The sequence below is a fragment of the Streptomyces eurocidicus genome, assembly GCF_002891295.1.
In the GTDB taxonomy this organism is placed as follows: Bacteria; Actinomycetota; Actinomycetes; order Streptomycetales; family Streptomycetaceae; genus Streptomyces; species Streptomyces eurocidicus.
In genome coordinates this window covers 149,515-164,410 of record NZ_LGUI01000010.1, presented here as the reverse complement: position 1 = coordinate 164,410, position 14,896 = coordinate 149,515, and the positions used below count along the sequence as shown (strand labels likewise).

Sequence of the window (14,896 nt, the reverse complement as noted above, 5' to 3'; positions counted from 1 at the left end):
CCGACGACGACGCGAGGCCAGGGAAGGGGGAGGGACATGACCGGAGCCGCACCGGCGGCGCCCTCGCCGTTCCCGTCCGCCGCGGCATGCCCGCTGTTCTCCACGGCGCGCGAGAACCTCTTCGACCCGCCGGCGGAGATACGGACCCTGCGGGAACGCGAGCCCCTGTCCCGTACGACGTTCACCGACGGGCACACCGGCTGGCTCGTCACCGGCCACGCCACCGCCCGCACGGTGTTATCCGACCCCCGGTTCGGCGCCCGCGCCGAACCCGGACACCCCCCGGTGCCCCGGGCGGCGATCCTGGAGGAGGACCCGGCGGACCCCGCCGGAACGCCCCTCCCGCAGGGCGCCCCCGGACACCGCCGCTACCGCGAGCTGCTCACCGCCCAGTTCACCGACCGGCGCATGGGCCTCCTGGCCGAGCGGACCGAGAAGGCCGCCGAGGAACTGCTGGACGCCATGGAGCGCGCCGGCCGGACGGCCGACCTCGTCGGGGACTTCGCGCTCCCGCTCTCCTCCCTCGTCCTCTGCGAACTGCTCGGCGTGCCCGCCCCCGACCGGGAGCGGTTCCGGCGCGATCTCGCGGCCTGGAGCGCGCACGGCGCCTCCACCGACCAGGTCACGGCGGCCTTCGCGGGCCTCGCCGCCGCCCTCCACGGGCTGGTCCTGCGCAAGCGTGCCGAGCCCGGCGACGACCTCCTCAGCGGCCTCGTCCACGGCGCCGGGAACCTCGCCGACGAGGAACTCGCCTCGCTCGCCTTCCTGCTGCTCGCCGCGGGTCACGAGACCACCGCCGGCCAGCTCGCGCTCAGCGTCCTCGCGCTCCTCCGGCACCCCGGGCGGGCGGCCGCCCTGCGCGCCGAGCCCTCGCTGACGGAGGGCGCGGTGGAGGAGCTGCTCCGCTACCTCGGCGTCGTCCACCACGGCCCCACCCGCGCGGCCCTGGAGGACGCCGAGATCGACGGCGTGCTCGTGCGCCGGGGCGAGATCGTCACGGTCTCGCTGGCCGCGGCCGACCGTGACCCCACCCGCCACCCCGACCCCGACGTCCTCGACCTCACCCGGGACGCCACCGGCCACCTGGCCTTCGGCCACGGCACCCACCGGTGCCTCGGCCGGCAGCTCGCCCGCGTCGAACTCCGCGCCGGGATCGACGCGCTGCTGCGCCGCTTCCCCCGCCTGCGCCTGGCCGTCCCGGCGGACGGGATACCGCTCCGGCACGACACCCAGGTCTACGGCGTCCACCGGCTGCCGGTCGCCTGGTAGCCCGGGCGCGGCCCGGCGGCCGCGCACCCCCCAGACCATCCACGGTTCGAAAGTACCTCCGTAATTGTTCGAAAGGTCAGGTATCACCAGCGTGGTAGACAACCAGCACCTGTCGCGGCGTCGTCTGTTCGGCATGGCCGCCCTCAGCGCGGCCGCCCTCGCGGGCGCGACCACCATCTCCGCGGCCCCCCGCGCCGCCGCCGCGGGCAAGGCCGTGGCGGGCGGCACCTTCGTGCCCGCAGTGGTCATCGGCACCGGCTACGGCGCGGCCGTCTCCGCGCTGCGCCTCGGCGAGGCCGGCGTGAGCACGCTGATGCTGGAGATGGGCCAGCTGTGGAACCAGCCCGGCCCGGACGGCAACGTCTTCAGCGGGATGCTCAAGCCCGACAAGCGCTCCAGCTGGTTCAAGACCCGGACGGAGGCCCCGCTGGGCTCCTTCCTCTGGCTGGACCTCGCCAACCGGGACATCGACCCCTACGCGGGCGTCCTGGACCGGGTGAACTTCGACCAGATGTCGGTGTACGTGGGCCGCGGCGTCGGCGGCGGCTCGCTGGTCAACGGCGGCATGGCGGTCACGCCCCGGCGCTCGTACTTCGAGGAGGTGCTGCCCCAGGTCGACGCCGCCGAGATGTACGACCGGTACTTCCCGCGCGCCAACTCGACCCTCCGCGTCGGCAACATCGACAAGAAGTGGTTCGAGGAGACCGAGTGGTACAAGTTCGCCCGCGTCTCGCGTGAGCAGGCGTCGAAGGCCGGCCTGAGCACCACCTTCGTGCCCAACGTCTACGACTGGGAGTACATGAAGCGCGAGGCCGAGGGCTCGGTGCCCAAGTCCGCGCTGGACGCCGAGGTCATCTACGGCAACAACCACGGCAAGGTCTCCCTGGACAAGAGCTACCTCGCGGCCGCCCTCGGCACCGGCAAGGTCACCATCGAGACCCTGCACCAGGTCAAGACGATCCGGCAGCAGAAGGACGGCAACTACCTGCTGACCGTCGAGCAGAAGGACGCCGACGGCAAGCTGCTGGCGACCAAGGAGATCTCCTGCCGCCACCTCTTCCTCGGCGCCGGCAGCCTCGGCTCGACCGAACTGCTGCTCCGCGCCCGGGAGACCGGCACCCTGCCGAACCTCAGCTCCGAGGTCGGCGCCGGCTGGGGCCCCAACGGCAACATCATGACCGCCCGCGCCAACCACATGTGGAACCCCACGGGCACCAAGCAGTCCTCGATCCCCGCCCTGGGCATCGACGACTGGGACAACCCCGACGCCCCGGTCTTCGCCGAGATCGCGCCCATGCCGGCCGGTCTGGAGACCTGGGTCAGCCTCTACCTGGCGATCACCAAGAACCCCCAGCGCGGCACCTTCGTCTACAACGCCGCCAAGGACCGCGCCGACCTGCGCTGGACCCGGGAGCAGAACGCGCCCGCGGTCGCCGCCGCGAAGTCGCTGTTCGACCGCATCAACAAGGCCAACACCACGATCTACCGGTACGACCTCTTCGGCAAGCAGCTCAAGGCGTTCGCCGACGACTTCTGCTACCACCCGCTCGGCGGCGCCGTCCTCGGCAAGGCCACCGACAACTACGGCCGGGTCAACGGCTACAAGAACCTCTACGTCACCGACGGCGCGCTGATCCCCGGCTCCATCGGCGTCAACCCGTTCGTGACGATCACGGCGCTCGCCGAGCGCAACATCGAGCGCGTCATCAAGCAGGACGTCACCGCCAAGTAAGGCCGGACGCCCCGGGCGCGCGCCCCTGAGGCGCGCGCCCGGGGCGCGTGGCGTGCGGGGGACCGGACGGCCGACGAGGCGGCGGGGCCCGCGCCCCGGGTGAGTACCGTGGCCGGGCGAGGCGGCGCGGCGGGCCCCGCCAGGGGGCCGTCACACCTCGCGCTCCTCGCCGTTCCCTTTCGCCCGTCCCGATTCTCCGTTGGAAGGAAACATCGTTCCGTGATCGACAAGACCGAGGACAACGGCCTCTGGATCCGCAGGTTCCACCCGCGCCCGGACGGCGACGTCCGGCTGGTGTGCCTGCCGCACGCGGGCGGTTCCGCGAGCTTCTTCTTCCCGGTGTCCCAGGCGATGCCGGAGTCCGTCGAGGTCCTGTGCGTGCAGTACCCGGGCCGTCAGGACCGCCGCAAGGAACCGCTCATAGACAACATCCCCGACCTCGCCGACCGGGTGTTCGCGGCGCTGCTGCCCTGGGCGGACAAGCCGCTGGCCCTCTTCGGGCACAGCATGGGCGCCTCGGTCGCGTTCGAGGTCGCCCGGCGCTTCGAGCGGGAGAAGGACACCGTGCTCGCGGGCATCTTCGCCTCGGGCCGCCGGGCGCCGTCGGCGCACCGCCACGAGACGGTCCACCTGCGCGACGACGACGGCATCATCGACGAGATGAAGACCCTGAGCGGCACGGACACCAAGGTCCTGGGCGACGAGGAGCTCCTGCGGATGGTCCTCCCGGCCATCCGCGCGGACTACCGCGCCGCCGAGACCTACGCCTACGAGCCGGGGGAGCCGCTGCGCTGCCCGGTCATCGGCCTCACCGGCGACGACGACCCGAAGGTGACCCTGGCGGAGGCGAAGGCGTGGGGTGAGCACACGGAGGGCTCCTTCGACTTCCACGTCTTCCCGGGCGGGCACTTCTTCCTGGCCAACCACCAGGCGGAGATCAACAAGCTGATCACCGACCACCTCGGCGCGGCCCGCGCGTAGGTTGCGCGCCTTCCCGATACCGGGGCTCAAGGGCCGGACGGGCTGATTTCAGCCCGTCCGGCGTTTGAGGACACCGCGCGGAGCGCGGAAAGGGGGCCCGGGGGCGAAGCCCCCGGTTCCGGGAAGGGGCGGGTAGGGGAAAAAGCCCCGCAGGGAACAGCCTCCGGAACGGTCACCCCTTACGACGCCACATCCCCCTGCGTCTTACCGTCGTGCGACACCCACGCCGTGAACGCCCCACCCCCGGAATCCCGCTGACGCGCGGAACTCAGCTTCCCGTCCATCCCCAGCACCACCGTCACCACACGGCCCTCGGCGTCCTGGACCATGCCCGGCGTCCCGCGGTAGGGGATGCCCTGGTCCTGCCAGGAACCCGGGCGGCCGGAGCCGGCGGAGAGCCGGACGCGGCCCTTGCCGTCACGGTCGGCCAGTACGGTCGTGTTCCCGGCCTGGGCGACACCGACCCGCTCGTAGCCGCCGAGCGGCTCGCACTGGGCGGACACCTTCCACGCGCCGTTCTCCGGCCGGTCGGCGACGATCACCCGGGAGGTGTCGGGCTGGCGCATCGCGACGCGCATGCCGCCGCTCGGGAGCGCCGCCAGGGTCACCGGGCCGGTGCAGGTGGGCAGCCGGGTCGGCTCGGCCGGCTGCGGGGTGCCGCCGGGCTCCTGCGACATCCAGTGGTGGACCGTGCGGGTGTCGGCGGCGAGGACGTGGATCCGCCCCTGTTCGTCGGCGACCGCGTCCAGCCCGTCGATGACGTGCGGCTCGGGGCCGGGGGAGGCGAGGGTCTCCCACTCCGTCCAGCCCTGGCCGCCGGCGCCGCCGCGGAAGGCCACCCCGCCGTCGAAGGTGCGGACGAAGACCTGGACGACGCCGTCCTTGCCGACGGCCGCGACCGGGTAGCCCATCTCCATGGAGCGCCCGTCCTCGGTCTCGGGGGAGCCGAGCGGCTCCCAGGAGCCGAACGTCGGGGTGCCGGAGCTCATCCCGGTCTGGCGGGCCGTGACGACCTCGCGCCGGTGGGTCCGGTCGTCCTTCTCCTTGCCCGGCAGCACCGTGCGGACGGAGAACAGCTGGAGGGTGCCGTCGGCGTGCCGCACCGCCTGCACCTGGCCCTCCAGCATCGGGCCGGCGACCGGGGCGGCCGAGGACCAGACGCCGCTGCCGGGCCGGGACTCGGTCCAGCAGTGCACGGCGCCGTCGAGGAGGGCGAAGGCCGCGAGCCGCTTATCGGGCAGCGGCTGCACCCAGCGCGTGGTGCCGGTGGCGCGGTGGCGGCAGTTGTTCGACCAGCGGACCGCCTTGGAGCGGGCGCCGACCTTGCGGTCGCCGCAGCCCGCGGAGTCACCGCAGTCCTTGCCGTCGGCCCAGCCATAGGTGTCGAGGAACTTCACCTTGTGGTCGGTGGTGGCCCGGTCGAGGTTGCTGGGCAGCTGCGAGACCTCGTAGCCGATGTAGCTCTCCACGGCGGTCGGCCGCGAGTGCTTGCGGCCCCAGTACTCGGCGAGGGCCGCCTGCGCGAAGAACGCCGAGGTGGTGTGGTCCTGGTGGTCGTACTTCGATATGCCCTCCAGAACGGGGGGCGTGTTCGGGAAGTGCCGCTGCTTGGGCTCGTGCGTCGGGTTCGGGTCGAGGGTGCGCACGACGGTCGGCTGATAGCGCTCGAAAACGGCGACGAGCGTGTCGATCAGCTGCTGGCGCCCGTAGCGGAAGGTGCGGCCGACCGGGGTGGCGGTCGGCCGCAGCGTCGTCAGCTGGGGGACCGCGCCCAGCCACAGGCCGCGCAGGCTCTCCTTGCGGGGATTGCGCAGGGTCCGGGCCTCGATCAGCTCCAGGAAGATCAGCTGGACCTGGGGCGCCGCGCGCAGCGTCTGGACCTCGACCTCGAAGCCGGGCAGCAGGGTGAGCGTCTCCACCTCCCAGGGGCTCAGCGAGTCGCCGGTCGCCATCCGGGCCGTGGCCTGGCGGAAGCCGTTGACCCGGGCGCGGACGAACTCCGGCCGCCGCTCGGGCATCCTGCGGTAGTCGTGGGCGTTCGACAGCTCGTTGCGGCCGTCGGACTCGCCACCGGTGAGGCAGACGGTCACGGCCGGGGCGCCGCTGCGGACCGACTGCTCCAGCTCCGGGTTCATGAAGTACAGCGAGTCATCGGGGTGGGCGATGACGTGCACGAACGACTCGGAGGCCGCCACCTTGGCGTTACGGGCCGAGGCGCCCTTGGCGCCGGCCTCCTTCGCCTCGGGGGCCAGCCACTGCCAGGCGCCCACCGCGCCCGCTCCGACGACGATGCCGCCACCGGCGACCTGAAGCACTCGTCGCCGCGGTATGTGCCCTGGCACAGGTGTGTCCCCTACTCTCCTGCGCCAAGAGCGCGGTGATCAAACTCAATGAAACAAAGGGGTGAGAGAAGTAAATAGAACTGATCACCCACTGGTCATGAGTTCGATCCTATGATCCGCAACCTGCTGTTTCCCTGCTGTTTTGTAACAGCCGTGCGTCGGCCGGACGTCGGTTCCCAGACGATTGCGCAACACGGCCCGCCGCCCGGCACGGTGCTCACCGAAGGTCGTCCGGCGGTCGCGGAGCCGGGTCGGAACGGAGCCCGATCCTGCCGGGACGCCCCGGCGGCGGGGCGGTGCCATGGACCCGGCCGCGCGGTCCCGGGCGCGAAGCCGTGACGGACGGTGACCGGCGGGAGGGGCCCGGGGACCCGGTGCCGGGCCGGTCAGGGCCGGGCGCCGGAGCCCGCTCGCGGCCCGCTCACCGGGCCCCCGCCCTCATCCGGCCTCACCCGTCCTCGTCCGCCCTCACCCGTCCTCGCGCGCCCCCGCCTCACCGCGGATCGCCCGTACGACCGCCTGCTCGCGGTCCCGCACGGCCAGCGCGCTCGCGACGAAGTCCTCGACGAGCTCCGAGTCCGAGTCCCGGCGCCACGCCACGGCCAGGGCCGAGCCCTCGATGTCGCGGACCGGAACGTAACGGATCCCGGGGTGCGGCGCGTAGCGGGCGGCGGACAGCGCCATGACCGTGAAGCCCTGGCCCGTGGTGACCAGCGCCAGCTCCTCGGCCGGCGTCGCCGCCTCCATGGTGACGCGCCGGGGCCCCTCGGCTCCGCCGCCGGCCGGCCCCGCCAGCGTCCAGAAGTCGCTGAACACCGGATCCGGGTGCGGCACCGCCACGACGGGCAGGTCCCGCAGGTCCCGGGCGGACAGGGACTCCCGCCCGGCGAGCGGGTGGCAGGCCCGCAGCCCCGCCACCCGGGGCTCGACCAGCAACTCCCGCAGACACAGGCCCGCGGTCCCGAACGGCGGCCGGACGAACGCCACGTCCACCAGGCCGCGGCCCAGCCCCGCCGACGGGTCCTCCCGGGTGAACTCCCGCTGGGTCAGGGACACTTCCGGGCGCCGGCGGGCGAACTCCTCCAGGACCGGCCCGGTCAGCTCCAGGGCCGCGCCCGCGACGAAGCCGAGCCGCAGCGTCACCGCCTCCCGCCGGCAGTCGTCCAGCACCGCCAGCGCGTGCTCCCACGCGCCGATCACCCGCCGTGCCTGCGGCAGCAGCGCGGCCCCCGCCGCGGTGAGCGACACCTGCCGGGTGGTCCGCTCGAAGAGCCGTACGCCGAGGCCCTCCTCCAGCTTGCGGATCTGCTGGCTCAGCGCCTGCTGGGCCAGCCGTACGCGGCTCGCGGCCCGGGTGAAGCTGAGCTCCTCGGCGAGGGCGAGGAAACAGCGGAGACGGCGCGTACTCACATCCAGCACCGGCCGATTGTAGGTCCGGGACCAGGGGCGTTCCCGGCCGTACGGGGCGGCGTCACCCGGTAGGGGCGGTCGGGGGAGGCCGGGGGAAACGCGCGCCGCTCCGGTCCCGCCCGCCGTCACCGTCCCCCTACCCCGGTATCACCCATGGGTTGGCCCCCTGGTGTGACGCCCCATCCGTCACTCCCTTCCTAACTTTCCCTCCGTCACCACATAGGACGAGGGAGAGACATCCATGCGCCGCTTCAAGCGCTCGCTGATCGCCGCCGCGCTCACGGCGACCGTCGTCGCGGGCACGGCGGGCTGGGCCACCGGCGACGAGCAGACCGCCGTCACCGGCCCGCCGGCCGGAACCGCCGCCTGGCGGGCCGACCACTCCCTCGGCCGGGACCTGCCCGACCCGGCCACGGCCGCGCCACGGGACGTCGCCGCCTTCTTCGCCGGCCTCGGCGAGACCCGGCGGCACGAGCTGGCCGCCCGGCACCCCCTCGTCGTCGGCAACCTCGACGGCGCGCCCGTACCCCTGCGGTACGAGGCCAACGCACGGGCCGTCGCCGCCGAGCGCGCCGCGGCCCGCGCCCGCGCCGCCGACCCGGACCTGCCCCGGGGCGAGCGCGAGCGCGCCCGCGCCCTGGCCGACCGCTACGCCCGGCTGCTCGCGCCCGGCCGGCAGATCCTCGCCTTCGACCCGCGCGGCCGGGGCCAGCTCGCCGAGGTCTACGGGGACTGGGCGGCGGCCCGGCGCACGGCCGTCGTCGTGCCCGGCTCGGACATCGACCTCGCCTCCTTCGACCGTGCGAAGGACCGTTACGGCACCCCCGCCGGCATGGCCCGGTCGCTGCGGGCCGAGATGACCCGGCAGGCCCCGGACACCCCCAACGCGGTGATCGCCTGGGCGGGCTACACCACCCCCGTCGGCCTCGGCCTGGACGCCGCCACGGGCCGGCTCGCCCAGGCCGGCGCCCCGCGGCTGGAACGCTTCCTCGCGGGGCTCGGTGCCCCGCAGGCACCGGCGGTCTTCTGCCACAGCTACGGTTCGGTCGTCTGCGGCCTGGCCGCCCACGCCCTCGACGGCAACACGGCCGGCGACCTCGTCCTGCTCGGCAGCCCCGGGGTCCGCGCCGACTCCGCGGCCGGGCTGCGCACGGGGGCCCGGGTGTGGGCGGTGCGGCGCAACGACGCCGACTGGATAGGGCGGGTGCCCCACGTCGAACTCTTCGGCCTGGGGCACGGGGCGGACCCGACCGGCGCGGCTTTCGGGGCGCGGGTCGTGCCGTCGACGGGGGCGCGGGGCCACACGGGTTATTTCGCCCCGGGGACGGAGTCGTTGCGGAGCTTCGCGCGGATCTCGCTGAAATTCAGCCCGTCCGGCGATTGAGGACACCGCGCGGCAGCGCGGAAAAGGGGGTCCGGGGGCTTGCCCCCGCCACGCGGCGGAGCCGCACATCGGATGCAGCGGGAAGGGGCGGGGCCGGGGAACAAGCCCGCCGCAGGCGCCACGTGATCTACGGTGACGATCATGTTGAGGACACCCCGCTCACGCCGGTCGTTCGTAGCCGCCGCCCTGCTCATGACCCTTGCCGCCGCCCCCGCCCCCGCGGCCGTCGCCGCCCCGTCGCCCGCGTCCGGCCGCCCCGCCGCCGAGGTGCCCGCTCCCACCACGCGGGCGCCGATCGGCACCAGGACGCTGCACCTGGTCGACTCCTCGCGCCCGGACCCGTGGCGGCCCTCGGCCGGCTCCCGGGAACTCATGGTCACCATGTGGTACCCGGCCCTCCCCTCGCGCGGCGAGAAGGCGCCGTACGCGTCGAAGGCGCTGTCCCGGCAGATCCTCGGCACCGAGGCGCTCGCTGGCGTCCGCACCCAGGCCGTCGCCGACGCGCGCCCCGTGCCGGCGGCCCGGCCGCTGGTCGTGCTGTCCCCGGGGTTCGGGATGAGCCGCCTCACGCTCACCGCCCTCGGTGAGGACCTGGCCTCCCGCGGCTACGCCGTGGCCGCCGTCGACCACACCTACGAGGCCGCCGTGGAGTTCCCCGGCGGACGCGTCGAGACCTGCCTGATCTGCGGGAAGTCCGCCGGCGGCGCCGTCGTCCGCAACCGCAGCAAGGACCTCCGGTTCGTCCTGGACCGGCTCACCCGCCCCGGTGCCGCGCCGCGCGTCGACGCCCGCCGCATCGGCGTCGCCGGACACTCCATCGGCGGCGCGAGCGCCGTCGAGGTGATGCGCGACGACCCGCGCGTGGCCGCCGCGGTCAACCTGGACGGCAACTTCTTCACCGAGCCGCCCGCCGCCGGCCTGCGCAAGCCCGTCCTGCTGCTCGGCGCGCAGCGCGGCGCGGCGTCGGACGTCCGGGAGAACTGGGAGCACACCTGGAGCCGGCTCACCGGCTGGAAGCGCTGGCTCGACGTGCCCGAGGGCGGGCACCTCACCTTCACCGACGCCCCCTGGATCGTGGACCGCTTCGGCCTGCCCGCCCAGCTCCCCGAGAAGGACCGCCCCGGCGCCCTCGGCACCCTGTCGGCCACTCGGGCGACCGCCCTCACCAGGGACTACGTGGCCGCCTTCTTCGACCGTCAGCTGCGCGGCAAGCCGAGCCCGCTGCTCGACCGGCCGTCCGCCCGCCACCCCGAGGTGACCTTCCTCAAGTGACCTCCGGGCGCCGCCGCCCGCACCGCGCCGCCCGCCATGGTGCAACTGGTACCACCCCGGATACGGATACCAGGGGGATCGATCGGGACCCCTCCCGCACCGGAACATCGAGGCGTACGGAAGACGCCCAGGAGGATCGATGTCCCGGATCAGGATCAGGAAGGCGCGGTGGATCCGCTCCACCGTGACCGGCGTGGTGACGGCGGCGATCGCCGCCGCGCTGTGCCCGGCGGCCGGCGCCCAGGCCCGGCCCGCCGGGCCGGTGCCGCAGCGCTACACCGAGCAGCGCCTCGCATGGCAGCCCTGCGCGCCCGGCGCCACGCTGGAGTGCGCGCCGATGACCGTCCCGCGCGACTGGCGCCACCCCGGCACCGGCGCCGACCTCACCGTGCAGGTGTCGCGGCAGCGGGCGGCCGACCCGGCGCGGCGGCGCGGGACGCTGCTGATGGCGGCCGGCGGGCCCGGGGGCGAGGGACTGCTCAGGCCCACGGGCTTCGTGAAGGCGGCGCCCAAGATCGCCGAGGTCTACGACGTGGTGGGCTTCGACCAGCGCGGCGTCGGCCGCAGCACCCGAGTGAGCTGCCAGGACGACGCCGAATTCACCGACTTCTTCGCCGGGGACTTCCGCGACCGCTCGCCCGCCGCCCTCGCTCGCGTCCTGGACAACTCCCGGAAGTTCGTGGCCGGCTGCCGGGCCCGCAGCGGCGATCTGCTGCCCTACGTCACCACCGAGCAGACCGCCCGCGACATCGACCTCTACCGCGCCCTGCTCGGCGAGCGGAAGATCTCCTACTACGGGCCCTCCTACGCCACGAAGATCGGCGCGACCTACGCGACCCTCTTCCCGCAGCGCGTCGAACGCGCCGTCCTCGACAGCAACATCGCCTTCGACGGCACCTGGGAGGAGTTCGAGAAGGGGCAGCCGATGAGCTACCAGCGCCGCTTCGAGGAGGACTTCCTGCCCTGGCTGGCGCGGTACGACCGCGTCTACCACTACGGGCGCACCCCGGCCGAGGCCAAGGCGAACTGGGAGCGGCGCCGCGGCGCGCTGGCCGCCCGGCCGCTGACCATCGGCGGCGGGAAGACCCTCGCGCCCAACCAGTTCGACAACGGCGCCATCCTCGCCCTCTACAAAGGCGCGGCCTTCCCCGTGCTGGCGGGCGCGCTCGCCGCCCTCGACCACTGGGACACGGCGACGGACGAGGAGCGGCGGAACGTCGACCTGATCTTCGGCCGGTACCTCAGCAAGGAGTTCCTCGCCGAGTTCTTCGCGGTGACCTGCAACGACACCCCGTGGACCCGGGACACCGGGCACTGGGTGCGGCAGAGCGCGAAGGACACCGCCGCGTACCCCCTCATGGGCGCCCGCGAGCTCGCCTTCGCGGCGACCTGCGCGGCCTGGCCGGCCGGTGCGGCGCCGCGCGTCGACGTCACCGGCAAGGGGCTGCCGCCGGTCCTGATGCTCAACTCCCGCCACGACCCGGCCACCCACTACGAGGGCGCGCTCCGTGCCCACAAGGCGCTCCGCGGCTCGCGCCTGGTGACCGTCACCGGCGGCGACCACGGCCAGTACCTGGAGAAGAACGCCTGCGTGGACACGATCGTGGACCGCTACCTCCTCACCGGCGCGGTTCCGGACCGGGACACAGCCTGCGAGGGGAACCCACTGCCCGTACCGGCGGAGCCCGCCGCCTGAGCGCTCCGCCGGAACTCCGGCGAGTCGTCCGCGGGTGCGTCGTGGCCCGTCGCGCGGTTCCCCGCGCCCCTTCGGGGCGCTGCCGGACCGCGCCGGGCCGGCTCAGCTCACAGCCGGCGGTCCAGCAGGTACTCGGCGATCTCGACGAGTTCGTCCGTCGCGCGCTCCGCCAGCGGTACCGCGCGCAGGCACTCCCGCGCCGACGCCACATGGCGGCGGGCGTCCTCCAGGGCGAACTCCCGGCCCCCGGCCTCCTCGACGATCGCCGCCGCGCGGTAGGCGTCGTCGGCGTCCACCGGCATTCCCGAGCCCAGCAGCCCCACCAGGTGCCGGGCGGCCACCGGGTCCAGGGCCATGGCGGCGAGCACCGGGAGGGTCTTCTTCCGGCGGCGCAGGTCGCTGTGGACCGGCTTGCCCGTGGTCGCCGGGTCGCCCCAGATCCCCAGCAGGTCGTCGACGGCCTGGAACGCCAGCCCCAGTTGCCGCCCGGCTTCCGAGAGCGCGCTCACCAGCAGTGCCGGGGCGCCCGCCAGGACCGGGCCCAGGACGGCGGAGCAGCCCAGCAGGGCACCGGTCTTCCGGGCGGCCATCGCCTGGTACTCGGGGATGCCGACGGCGTCGGTCCCCACCCAGGGCCGGCTCTCGAACACCAGGTCGTCCGCCTGTCCGTGGACCAGCTCGCCCATGGCCTCCGCGAGGTGCCGGACGGCCGTACCGCCGTGGTCGCCGCCGGCGCCGGCCAGCGTCCGTACGGCGAGGGCGAACAGCGCGTCGCCGGTCAGGACCGCGGGGCCGGTGCCGAACGCCTTCCACGCGCTCTCCTGGTGCCGGCGTCGCTCGTCGCCGTCCATGATGTCGTCGTGCACCAGCGAGAAGGTGTGCACCAGCTCGACGGCCACCGCCGCGGGCACGGCGAGGTCGCCGGGCGCCCCCACGGCCTCGGTGCCCAGGACGGCGAGGGCCTGCCGGATGCCCTTGCCGCCGGGCGCGGAGGTGGGCCTGCCGTCGGCGTCGCACCAGCCGAGGGAGAAGGACGTCATCAGCCGGGGCAGCGGGTGGAGGCTCCGGACGGCCGTGGTCAGGGCCGGTTCCACCAGGATCCGGCAGCGGTCGAGAGCGGGAGGCACGGGCACCTGGAGGCCGGTCTGCGAGGTCATGGGAGCTTCTCTTTCCGTGGTCGTGGACGAGGGGCGGCCGGGAACGGGCCGGTCGTGGTCGTGCCGGTCGGGTACGGGGCCGGTCGGTGCGGCCGGGAGCGGCGGGCGCGGTCGCCGGCCGGGGCCGGGGCCGGGCGCGGCGGAAGGCGTGGAGCGGGGGAGTTCAGCGGGCGGCCGCCGCGCCGACGGGGGCGAGCCCCAGCTCGGCGCGGGCCTTGTCGACCATGTCCCGCGCGTGCAGCAGGCCGATCCCGCCGAGCGTGCGGTGCAGCTCGTCCAGGTCGGCGGCGGTCTCCTCGGGGGCACGCCCCAGCCGGGCGCGGGACTTGACCAGCCCCAGCCGGGCCAGCGCGGCGCCGCGCGGCTCGGCCATGGCCAGGAACTCCTCCAGGGCGCCGGCGTAGGCGTCCCGCGCCTCCGCGTAGCGGCCCGCGCGGAAGTAGACGTTGCCGCGCATCTTGTGGTTGTAGGCCAGGGCGCTGACCAGCCGCATCTCCCGGCAGGTGGCCTCGGCCTCGGACAGCAGCGCGAGCGCGGGCTCCGTCTCCCCGCGGGCGGAGCGCACATCGGCGATGCCGCGCAGGGCCCAGGCGCGGCCCCGGGCGTCGTCCGCCCGGCCGGCTATCCCGGCCGCCTCCTCGAACATCGCCAGCGCCGTGTCGTACGAGCCGGTGTTGCGGTGCATCTGCGCGATGCCCTCCAGCGCCCACACCGTGTGCCGGGCCTCGCCGCGCTTCCGCGCCTCCGCCAGCAGCTTCTCGTGCAGTTCGCCGACGGCCTGGTAGTCGCCCTGGATCCGGCCGGTCTCGGCGAGCCCGGCCAGCGAGTAGCCGCGGGCCACGATGTCCCCGCCGCGCTCGGCGAGTTCGGCGGCCGTGGCCAGCCACCGCCGGGCCAGCGCGAGGTCGCCCCGCTGCCGGGACAGGGTGCCGCCGCTCCACACCGCCCAGGCCATCGCCCCCAGGTCGCCGACGCGCCGGGCGGCCCGGTAGCTGCCCTTCCACGCCCGCTCGGCCTCCGCGACCCGGCCGAGCCGGCGGCTCGCCTCCGCGACGGCCAGCCCGGCGTGCGCCGACTCCAGGTCGCTGCCGCCCCGTTCGGCTCTGCGGAGCTGCTCGGTGGCCTTCGCCAGCACCTCCTCCAGGGACGCGTTCACGGAGAGGTCGCCCAGGGAGCCCCGGTACTCGGGTGCGAAAGCCTTGCCGTACATGCCTGCCTCACTTCTGGATCGCCGGGGGAGCGGGGAAGCCCACCGTTGATCAAGAAACCTAAGGCGTGGCGGTGCGGCGGGTAATCAGCCAGGAAGCCCGTGTGACATACATCTGAGGGCTCCGATCCGGTGTGGGGCTCCTCCGAGAGGCGTACGAACGACCCTTAGCCGAGTCGGGGTTCGGTGCGGTGCCCCGGCCTCGGTCCCGGGGGGTCGGAGCGAGGGATTCCATCGAGGGTCTCCCCGGGGGTTGTCAAGGGCTGAATCCAGAAATCCCGGGACCCGTCCGGGCTCGCTCCGGCTTGCCCCAGGGTGTCCAAGCACCCCTTCCGGACTGGTAACTTCATCGAGTTGATCTTGCGCGTACCGTCCGTCACGACGGACGCGGATCCGCGAGGCGCCGTGCCCGCGTCTCGCCCGTCGACACACCCCCGTTCCTGACA

Annotated in this window: 10 protein-coding genes; 6 read left to right on the top strand and 4 right to left on the bottom strand. The window is 74.2% G+C overall.

From position 1 onward, the window contains the following. The first annotated feature begins 36 nt into the window (after positions 1-36). The 3 genes from AF335_RS27010 (at position 37) to AF335_RS27000 (ending at position 3,982) form a co-directional block, all read left to right on the top strand. Positions 37-1,269, top strand: a complete 1,233-nt coding sequence (locus AF335_RS27010) for a cytochrome P450 (protein WP_102921039.1) — start codon at positions 37-39, stop codon at positions 1,267-1,269. Between the two features lie 133 nt (positions 1,270-1,402). Continuing rightward, a complete protein-coding gene (locus AF335_RS27005) occupies positions 1,403-3,001 on the top strand; it encodes a GMC oxidoreductase (protein ID WP_102921194.1) in 1,599 nt (532 codons plus the stop codon). A 219-nt stretch (positions 3,002-3,220) separates the two neighbouring features. Continuing rightward, positions 3,221-3,982, top strand: coding sequence for a thioesterase II family protein (locus AF335_RS27000; RefSeq protein WP_102921038.1), 762 nt, complete (start codon positions 3,221-3,223; stop codon positions 3,980-3,982). Between the two features lie 179 nt (positions 3,983-4,161). Here the strand turns inward: AF335_RS27000 and AF335_RS26995 are convergent, their stop codons facing one another. Together AF335_RS26995 and AF335_RS26990 are read right to left on the bottom strand one after the other, a co-directional pair. Beyond that, positions 4,162-6,297 (bottom strand): PIG-L family deacetylase, encoded by a 2,136-nt coding sequence (locus AF335_RS26995; RefSeq protein ID WP_244927174.1) that lies wholly within the window; start codon positions 6,295-6,297, stop codon positions 4,162-4,164. Between the two features lie 495 nt (positions 6,298-6,792). Then, positions 6,793-7,743, bottom strand: a complete 951-nt coding sequence (locus AF335_RS26990) for a LysR family transcriptional regulator (protein ID WP_170127817.1) — start codon at positions 7,741-7,743, stop codon at positions 6,793-6,795. Between the two features lie 232 nt (positions 7,744-7,975). Between AF335_RS26990 and AF335_RS26985 the strand changes: the two genes are divergently transcribed. The 3 genes from AF335_RS26985 (at position 7,976) to AF335_RS26975 (ending at position 12,086) form a co-directional block, all read left to right on the top strand. Next, positions 7,976-9,118, top strand: a complete 1,143-nt coding sequence (locus tag AF335_RS26985; protein WP_102921036.1) for an alpha/beta hydrolase — start codon at positions 7,976-7,978, stop codon at positions 9,116-9,118. Between the two features lie 141 nt (positions 9,119-9,259). Beyond that, complete coding sequence (locus tag AF335_RS36305) at positions 9,260-10,390, top strand: alpha/beta hydrolase family protein (RefSeq protein WP_102921192.1); 1,131 nt, start codon at positions 9,260-9,262, stop codon at positions 10,388-10,390. A 139-nt stretch (positions 10,391-10,529) separates the two neighbouring features. Beyond that, positions 10,530-12,086 carry an alpha/beta hydrolase gene (locus AF335_RS26975; RefSeq protein WP_102921035.1) on the top strand — a complete coding sequence of 519 codons (1,557 nt, stop codon included), beginning with the start codon at positions 10,530-10,532 and terminating at the stop codon, positions 12,084-12,086. 107 nt (positions 12,087-12,193) lie between these two features. On the opposite strand, the gene AF335_RS26970 is transcribed toward AF335_RS26975, so the two are convergent. Together AF335_RS26970 and AF335_RS26965 are read right to left on the bottom strand one after the other, a co-directional pair. Further along, entirely contained in the window at positions 12,194-13,243 is a 1,050-nt protein-coding gene (locus AF335_RS26970; protein ID WP_102921034.1) for a polyprenyl synthetase family protein, read from the bottom strand. Positions 13,244-13,406: 163 nt separating this feature from the next. Further along, positions 13,407-14,453, bottom strand: coding sequence for a tetratricopeptide repeat protein (locus AF335_RS26965; protein ID WP_102921033.1), 1,047 nt, complete (start codon positions 14,451-14,453; stop codon positions 13,407-13,409). Positions 14,454-14,896: the final 443 nt, after the last annotated feature.

Coding starts and splice junctions, on each gene's coding strand:
- AF335_RS27010 (WP_102921039.1), top strand. CDS start 37: ATGACCGGAGCCGCACCGGCGGCGCCCTCGCCGTTCCCGTCCGCCGCG.
- AF335_RS27005 (WP_102921194.1), top strand. CDS start 1,403: ATGGCCGCCCTCAGCGCGGCCGCCCTCGCGGGCGCGACCACCATCTCC.
- AF335_RS26985 (WP_102921036.1), top strand. CDS start 7,976: ATGCGCCGCTTCAAGCGCTCGCTGATCGCCGCCGCGCTCACGGCGACC.
- AF335_RS36305 (WP_102921192.1), top strand. CDS start 9,260: ATGTTGAGGACACCCCGCTCACGCCGGTCGTTCGTAGCCGCCGCCCTG.
- AF335_RS26975 (WP_102921035.1), top strand. CDS start 10,530: ATGTCCCGGATCAGGATCAGGAAGGCGCGGTGGATCCGCTCCACCGTG.
- AF335_RS26970 (WP_102921034.1), bottom strand. CDS start 13,243: ATGACCTCGCAGACCGGCCTCCAGGTGCCCGTGCCTCCCGCTCTCGAC.
- AF335_RS26965 (WP_102921033.1), bottom strand. CDS start 14,453: ATGTACGGCAAGGCTTTCGCACCCGAGTACCGGGGCTCCCTGGGCGAC.